The organism is Chryseobacterium sp. CS2K3 (assembly GCF_059515185.1).
Window position 1 is genome coordinate 84,248 of the sequence record NZ_JCAKRW010000015.1, and the last position, 7,046, is coordinate 91,293.

The following is a 7,046-nucleotide window of genomic DNA, read 5'->3' on the forward strand; positions in this document are numbered from 1 at the left end:
ATATTCAATACTTCAAACTCTCAATTGTGTTTATAGCTCAAAAAGGAATTACCATCCAAAACGAAACTTTTATACTGACCAACCAACGGGCTGTATTTTGGAAAACTGAAAAAGCATTGATCCTTTCCGACCTTCATATCGGGAAAACTGCACATTTCCGAAAAAATGGTATTGCTATTGCCAATCATATTATGAAAAGTGATTTGGAAAGGCTTTCTGCGCTGATTGAGTTTTTTCAGCCGGAAAAGTTTATTGTTGTAGGAGATCTCATTCATGCTGGTGACAACTCTGATGTGGATGAGTTTTGTACATGGAGAAATCAATATCCTGATCTTAAATTTTATCTTATTGAAGGGAACCATGACCGTATTTCAGAAAGGTTAGAGCAGAAACTTTGTCTGGATTTTAAGGCTTCTTTGTTAGAAATAAAAGGGTTTTCTTTTATTCATGATTTTGATAAGACGAAATCAGATTTTCAGATTACCGGACATATCCATCCGGGAATTATTTTAAACTCTGCTGTTAAAAGGATCAGGCTTCCTTGTTTTGCAGTTAGTGACAACCAATTACTATTACCTGCTTTTAGCGAATTCACAGGTTTGGATACGAAAAATTCACCTAAAAAAAGTAAGTTTTTTGTATTTACAGATGCTGAAATTTATGAGATTTAATTTACTTATAAATAAGAATGCAGACAATGAATCTGCATTCTTAACACTCCTGTTTTACTTTAACAGATTATTTAATTCTCGTTCCCATTCAGCCACACAACTTTCTGTACTGAAGAATGCTCCTGTCCTATGATATCTCTGTAAAGTTCAGGTCTCCTTGCCTCTAAATATCGATAGCCACCAGCCTGATTCAGCTTTTGGGAAGTAATAATTGCCGTTTCAAAACTATCTTCAAATGAACGGCACTCTGCAACAATATCACCGAAAGGATCAATGATCATAGAACAACCATTCTTAAGCTGATCATCATCTATTCCAATAGGATTAGAAAAAACAATATAGGCACCGTTATCATAAGCTCTTGAAGGAAGCCATTTCATTAGCCAGTCTCTTCCTTTCATACCATTAAACTCCAATCGTAAGGAAGTAGGATCAGAATCTCTGTTATCCCAAAGTTGAGGATCTACAAAACCTGCTCCCGGTCTTGTTGAAGGCGTACACATCGTTACATGAGGCATAAAAATAATATCAGCACCCAGCAGTTTGGTTGCCCTTACATTTTCTATAATATTGTTATCATAGCAGATCAGAATACCGCATTTCCAGCCCAGGATTTCAAAAACACAATATTCATTTCCCGGGATGAGATGAGGATTAATAAAAGGGTGTAGTTTTCTGTATTTTGCTTTCAATCCTGTTTTATCCACGCATACATAAGCTTTGAAAAGGTTGTTGTTTTCATCCTTCTCAAAAAGTCCGGCAAGAATGGTAATGTTATATTCTGAAGCTATCTGTTGTAGCCTTTTAATACTTTCTCCGTCAGGAATAAGTTCAGCAATATCAAGAAGCTGTTCCTTTGAAAGTTTTCTGGCAAAAGTATATCCCGTGATAGAACATTCATGAAAAGTAATAACATCAGAGCCCTTTTCAGAAGCCTGTTTGGCAAGGGTTTCTATAACGGATAAATTGTAATTTTTATCTCCACTTTTGTTCTCAAATTGTGCAGTTGAAATTTTAATATTCATTGATTTTTTTCAGCAAAACTAGAAAGTATAGCTTCTGAAAAATTGTATAAAACCGACATAGTTTACAGCTCAATGAAATTAACAGCCATTTTATTTTCCGTTTTCTGATATTGTTTAGGAGTCAATCCAATATTGTTTTTAAATTCTCTGATCAGATGTGACTGATCAGAATATCCGGCTTCATACGAAAACATAGTCAGATTTTTATGGTCAGTCCCTTTATTCACAAGACTCAAAAAATAGTGAAGACGAATAATATTTGCGTATTTTTTAGGACGCATTCCCATATGATACTCAAACTTTCGTTCTAAATGCCGCTCAGAATAGCCGGTGAAATTTTGCAAATCTTTAGACGATAAGATCCCCTTATGCTGCAAAATATATCGTTGAGTTGCTGCAATAAGATAATGATCTGTACTCATCCTTTCTGATAAAAAATAAGTAAAAAAAATATTCAGTTCTTCAATTATATTTAAAGGATTTATTTTGTTAAACAGTTTTTCTTCAAATACTTCCATTCTGTTCTTCAACACATCTTCTACGGAAATAATCTGATTACTCATTTCTTTCGCGGAAGTCTTAAGAAGAATATTCAAAAAATAAGGCTGGAAAACAACCGCAATCAGAGAAAATATGCCTTTTGAAGAAAAATCTTTATAGCCGTTTAAAGTGCCATAAAAAAAGGAAACAGGCATTTGATCTTCTGAAATTTTTGAATACAGATTCATATCTCCGGATAAAATAAGCCCGGAACTTCCATCAGTGAAGAGCCTTAAACTTCTCATATCCTCTTCAGAGTTTTCTAAAAAGAGATAATGCCTGATATAAGGAGCTAAATGTTGAGGAGGCGAAATCTGCATCCATCAAATGTACATAAAACTTATTTGTAGAAAAAGAAATCTAAGCGTTTTCTTATGCAGTATCTCTTAGTTTTTAAAAAGAAATAAAGCAGAAGTACCACATTAGATTTTCTTTTGGTCAGGTATTTGAATGATATAAAGAGTTATTCTCAATTATGTTGGAGTACGTTTCTTAATCAAATATCAACCACTAAAATATTATATTATGTCAACACAAAACCTTACCCACCTGGAAGCAATCAGGAAGATTAAAGAATTGTCTGAAAAAGCAAAAATATGTATGTTCTGTACCGAATTGGAAACTGTTCCTGTGAATTCAAGACCTATGACTTTGCAGGAAACGGATGATAACGGTAATCTTTGGTTTATCAGCAGTGGAACCAGCAATAAAAACTTTGAAATAAAGGAAGATCGAAGAGTCCAGTTATTTTTTATGAATAATAGTGATGCTCAATATCTTTCTGTTTACGGAAAAGCTTCTGTTTATAGAGATAAAAAAACTATTGAAGATAAATGGTCGCCGTTGGTAAATGCATGGTTTGATGGTAAGGATGACCCCAATGTGACAGTTATTCGCGTAGAACCACAGGAAACCTATTATTGGGATACGAAGGCAGGAAAGCTTGTAAGTCTGTTCAGTTTTGTAGCAGCTGCCATTACAGGACATAAAACAAATAATGCAGATGGTGTAGAAGGAAATGCCATTATTTAAAGATTATTTCTGCCACGAATTCACGAATTTAAATCATTGAGTAATATCAAGTCTATACTTCATGTTGTTAATATATTTGGAGTTTATCACTAAACTTTTGAATTAACTTAATTTCATTTTAACCAAATAGTAATAGAGATTTTATTCGTGCATTCGTGGCATTATTTTTTTTTTTGCCACGAATTCACGAATTTAGATTTTGCGTAATATCAAGTCTATGCTTCCATGTGGTTAATATATTTGGAGTTTATCACTAAGTTTTTAAATTAACTTTCATTTCTTTTTAACTACATAGCAACAAAGATTTTATTCGTGAATTCGTGGCATTATTTTTTTTTCGCCACGAATTCACGAATTTAGATTTTGCGTAATATCAAGTCTATACTTCCATGTGGTTAATATATTTGGAGTTTATCACTAAGCTTTTAAATTAACATTCATTTCTTTTTTAACCATATAGTAACAAAGATTTATTCGTGCATTCGTGGCATTATTTTTTCTTTTTTGCCACGAATTCACGAATTTAGATTATGCGTAATATCAAGTCTATACTTCCATGTGGTTAATATATTTGGAGTTTATCACTAAGCTTTTGAATTAACTTTAATTTCTTTTTAACCAAATAGTAATAGAGATTTTATTCGTGCATTCGTGGCATTATTTTTTTTTTTCGCCACGAATTCACGAATTTAAATTATTGCATGATATCAAGCTTAGTTTACCGTGCATTATTAATCTTAATTCCTTATCTCATTAAGAATCTTTTTAAAATCTTCAAGCTCATCTTCAGCTAAAGGTTGTAAAGGTTTTCTTAAATATCCGCTTTTCTCTTCCAAAATGTCCAAGCCTGCTTTCACTGCCCGTGGTAACCCTTTCGTTACGATAAACTTTAATAACTCAATCTGTTTATAGAAAATATTCTGAGCTTCAGAAAGCTGGTTATTCTCAATTGCTCTGTAAAGATCCAAGTTCAGTTCCGGAATCAGATTCGGAGCCGCTGTGCACCAACCTCTTGCTCCCGCAGCAAAAGCAGCAAGTGCTAAAGGATTGGAACCATTGTAAAATGCCACATCTTCACCTAATTCTTTTCTCAGAAAATGCATTCTCTGTACATCTCCGGTGCTTTCTTTGATCATCGTAACATTAGGTATTTCAAGCAATCTTTTTAATAATGCCGGAGACATATCTACTCCACTTGTCGCCGGATTATTATATGCCATGATCGGAATTGAAACTTTTTGCGCTACAGCATCATAATGAGCTACAATTTCTTCATCCGTCAGTTTCCAATAGCTCATCGGGATGATCATTACAGCATCAGCGCCTGCTTTTTCAGCAAATTGAGCATGGTGAATAGTTCTTTCTGTAGTAAGATTTGAAACACCTATCAGGGTAGGAATTCTACCATTTACCTGTTGGATGGTGGCTTCTGTAACGGCTTCTTTTTCATCATCAGACAGATAAGGCATCACTCCGGCACTTCCCAAAGAAGCAATTCCATGACTTCCTGTAATGACCAATTTCTCAATCATAGTTCTAAAAAGTGAAAGATCTATAGTGTCATTTTCATCAAAAGGAGTAATCGGATAAGCTATAATTCCTTTAAATGGAACGTTTTTCATATTTTTTTTAATTAAAAGTTGTTCTAAAATATTTTCAAATAAATTTTAAGAGGTATTAAGTTTATGTGAATTCAATAATGTTTAAAGCCTTAATACCTCTTAGAAAGCTTAAAGATCCCTTCCTTCTTCCTCTCTCAATGCAACTCCAAGATTTTGCAACTGAGGTGCATTTTCACACGCTATATATTTGGCTGGTTCCGTATTGCTTACATTCTGATGCTTATGCCATGCCCATGAAGGGATATAAACAGCATCTCCGGCTTCCCAGTAAACACGTTCGTCTTCCACTTCGGTCCATCCTTTTCCTTCGATTACAAATAATACTGTTTCATAAGTATGACGGTGTCTGTTCGTCTGTTGTCCCGGCAGCAAACCTCCGATAGTCATACTTACATTTTTGCTGGGAAGATCTACAAAAAATACAGGATGCTTTCTCTCCGTTGAAAATTGATCGTGTTCCCCTGCATTCTCTACATTTTTATGAATTAAATGACTTGGTTTTACATACTTTGGTCTTGCAAATGTTTCGTGAAAGTCTTTTGAACTGAATTCTTTCTTGTCCATGATTTTAAAATTTTAAAGATTCTGTGCTTTATTGCATGACAAAATTATTTTATATTTGGACTGTTTAAGTAACTCAGTTTTTATATAAATAAGTAGTCCAGATGCTTCGACCTTGGAAATTAGAATTTGAAATTGATAAAAAGCTAGATAAAGCAGTCTATTTACAGATTGCCGATACCATTATTACCGATATCCGTTCGGGAAGACTTAAAGCAGGCGACGCTCTTCCTGGAAGCCGAAATATGGCAACAATGCTCAAGATCAATAGAAATACGGTAGTAGAAGCTTATCAGGTATTGCTCAATGAAGAATGGGTAATTTCCAAAGAAAGAAAAGGCATTTTTGTATCAGATAAAATTCCCGTTCTGCATTCAAAAAATATAAACAGGATTTCAGGTACCCAGAATATGCAGATAGCAGCGGACAAAATGATCATTAATTTTGATGACGGACATCCGGATAGTAAAATAGCACCTGTTACCGAATTGGCAAGGGCTTACAGGCAAATATTTGGTATAAAGGCTAAATGGCAAATGATGGGCTACGGTGATGAACACGGAGATATTGAATTCCGTAAAACAATTTCTCAAATGTTGAATCATCAACGTGGCATGCAGATCGATGAAAACGAAATATCTATCACCAGAGGCAGCCAGATGGGAATGTTTCTGACAGCACAAAGTCTTTTAAATTCAGGAGATTGTATCATTGTAGAAGATCCGGGGTACCAACCGGCTTGGCAGGCTTTTGAATACACAGGCGCAACATTATTATCTGTATCTGTGGATAAAGATGGAATTGATGTTCAAGCCGTTGAAAAGCTGTTGATTCATCATAAAAATATAAAAGCAATATACATTACTCCCCATCGTCAATATCCTACCACAGTCACATTAAGTTTATCAAGACGTTTAAAACTGATAGAACTATCCAATCAATATGATATCACTATTATCGAAGATGATTATGATAACGAATTTCATTTCGGATACCGTCCTCTCCTACCTTTATCGAGCTTTCCTGAGCTTAATAATTATGTTTATATAGGAACATTGAGTAAAGTAGTAGCACCTGCATTGAGAATTGGTTATCTGGCAACTAAAAACCACGAGCTTTTGAAGAAAATAGGTGATTTGAGAAAGATCATTGATGTGCATGGAGATGTTATTATGGAACAGGCAGTTCTCCAATTAATTAAAGAAGGAGCAGTAAAAAAGCATATCAGGAAAGCCACGGTTCATTACAAAAATAAAAGAGATTTTGTCTACAATCTGTTGAATAAACACTTGAAAAATGTTGCGGATTTTACTTTACCGGAAGGAGGGTTAGCATTTTGGATAGTACCTAAAACTGTATTAGATTGGGACCTGGTAATAACATTTTTATTAGAAAAAAATATAAAAATCATTCATCCGAAGCAATACAGCAGAAATTCTGTAAATGGCTTTAGATTAAGTTACGGTTCCCTTGGAGAGGAACAATTGGAGTATAGTATAAAAGTTTTCTCAGAAATATTGACAAAGCTTTCTAAACTATAATTAAGCTAAACGAAAATTAAAAAAAATATTCGTGCATTAGTGGCTGAAAAAATA

7 protein-coding genes are annotated in these 7,046 nt (G+C 34.2%); 3 read left to right on the forward strand and 4 right to left on the reverse strand.

The window, feature by feature from the left end; translation table 11 throughout:
• Positions 1-26 precede the first annotated feature (26 nt).
• Positions 27-671, forward strand: a complete 645-nt coding sequence (pdeM, locus tag AC5YGG_RS19590) for a ligase-associated DNA damage response endonuclease PdeM (RefSeq protein ID WP_496146114.1) — start codon at positions 27-29, stop codon at positions 669-671.
• 71 nt (positions 672-742) lie between these two features.
• Here the strand turns inward: pdeM and AC5YGG_RS19595 are convergent, their stop codons facing one another.
• A complete protein-coding gene (locus AC5YGG_RS19595; protein WP_496146115.1) occupies positions 743-1,696 on the reverse strand; it encodes a nitrilase family protein in 954 nt (317 codons plus the stop codon).
• A 62-nt stretch (positions 1,697-1,758) separates the two neighbouring features.
• On the reverse strand, positions 1,759-2,556 hold the full coding sequence (locus AC5YGG_RS19600; RefSeq protein WP_496146116.1) for a helix-turn-helix domain-containing protein: 798 nt from the start codon (positions 2,554-2,556) through the stop codon (positions 1,759-1,761).
• A gap of 205 nt (positions 2,557-2,761) precedes the next feature.
• On the opposite strand from AC5YGG_RS19600, the gene AC5YGG_RS19605 reads away from it, so the two are divergent.
• Positions 2,762-3,268, forward strand: coding sequence for a pyridoxamine 5'-phosphate oxidase family protein (locus AC5YGG_RS19605; RefSeq protein WP_496146117.1), 507 nt, complete (start codon positions 2,762-2,764; stop codon positions 3,266-3,268).
• Positions 3,269-4,005: 737 nt separating this feature from the next.
• Here AC5YGG_RS19605 and AC5YGG_RS19610 read toward each other — a convergent pair.
• Complete coding sequence (locus AC5YGG_RS19610; protein ID WP_496146118.1) at positions 4,006-4,890, reverse strand: dihydrodipicolinate synthase family protein; 885 nt, start codon at positions 4,888-4,890, stop codon at positions 4,006-4,008.
• A gap of 108 nt (positions 4,891-4,998) precedes the next feature.
• Positions 4,999-5,454 (reverse strand): cupin domain-containing protein, encoded by a 456-nt coding sequence (locus AC5YGG_RS19615; RefSeq protein WP_496146119.1) that lies wholly within the window; start codon positions 5,452-5,454, stop codon positions 4,999-5,001.
• A gap of 101 nt (positions 5,455-5,555) precedes the next feature.
• On the opposite strand from AC5YGG_RS19615, the gene pdxR reads away from it, so the two are divergent.
• Positions 5,556-6,992: a MocR-like pyridoxine biosynthesis transcription factor PdxR gene (gene pdxR, locus AC5YGG_RS19620; protein ID WP_496146120.1), complete on the forward strand. Its 1,437-nt coding sequence runs from the start codon at positions 5,556-5,558 to the stop codon at positions 6,990-6,992.
• Positions 6,993-7,046: the final 54 nt, after the last annotated feature.

Bases quoted from the DNA above. Each gene is read 5' to 3' on its own strand.
- AC5YGG_RS19595 (WP_496146115.1), bottom strand. From the start codon at position 1,696: ATGAATATTAAAATTTCAACTGCACAATTTGAGAACAAAAGTGGAGAT.
- AC5YGG_RS19600 (WP_496146116.1), bottom strand. From the start codon at position 2,556: ATGCAGATTTCGCCTCCTCAACATTTAGCTCCTTATATCAGGCATTAT.
- AC5YGG_RS19605 (WP_496146117.1), top strand. From the start codon at position 2,762: ATGTCAACACAAAACCTTACCCACCTGGAAGCAATCAGGAAGATTAAA.
- AC5YGG_RS19610 (WP_496146118.1), bottom strand. From the start codon at position 4,890: ATGAAAAACGTTCCATTTAAAGGAATTATAGCTTATCCGATTACTCCT.
- AC5YGG_RS19615 (WP_496146119.1), bottom strand. From the start codon at position 5,454: ATGGACAAGAAAGAATTCAGTTCAAAAGACTTTCACGAAACATTTGCA.
- pdxR (WP_496146120.1), top strand. From the start codon at position 5,556: ATGCTTCGACCTTGGAAATTAGAATTTGAAATTGATAAAAAGCTAGAT.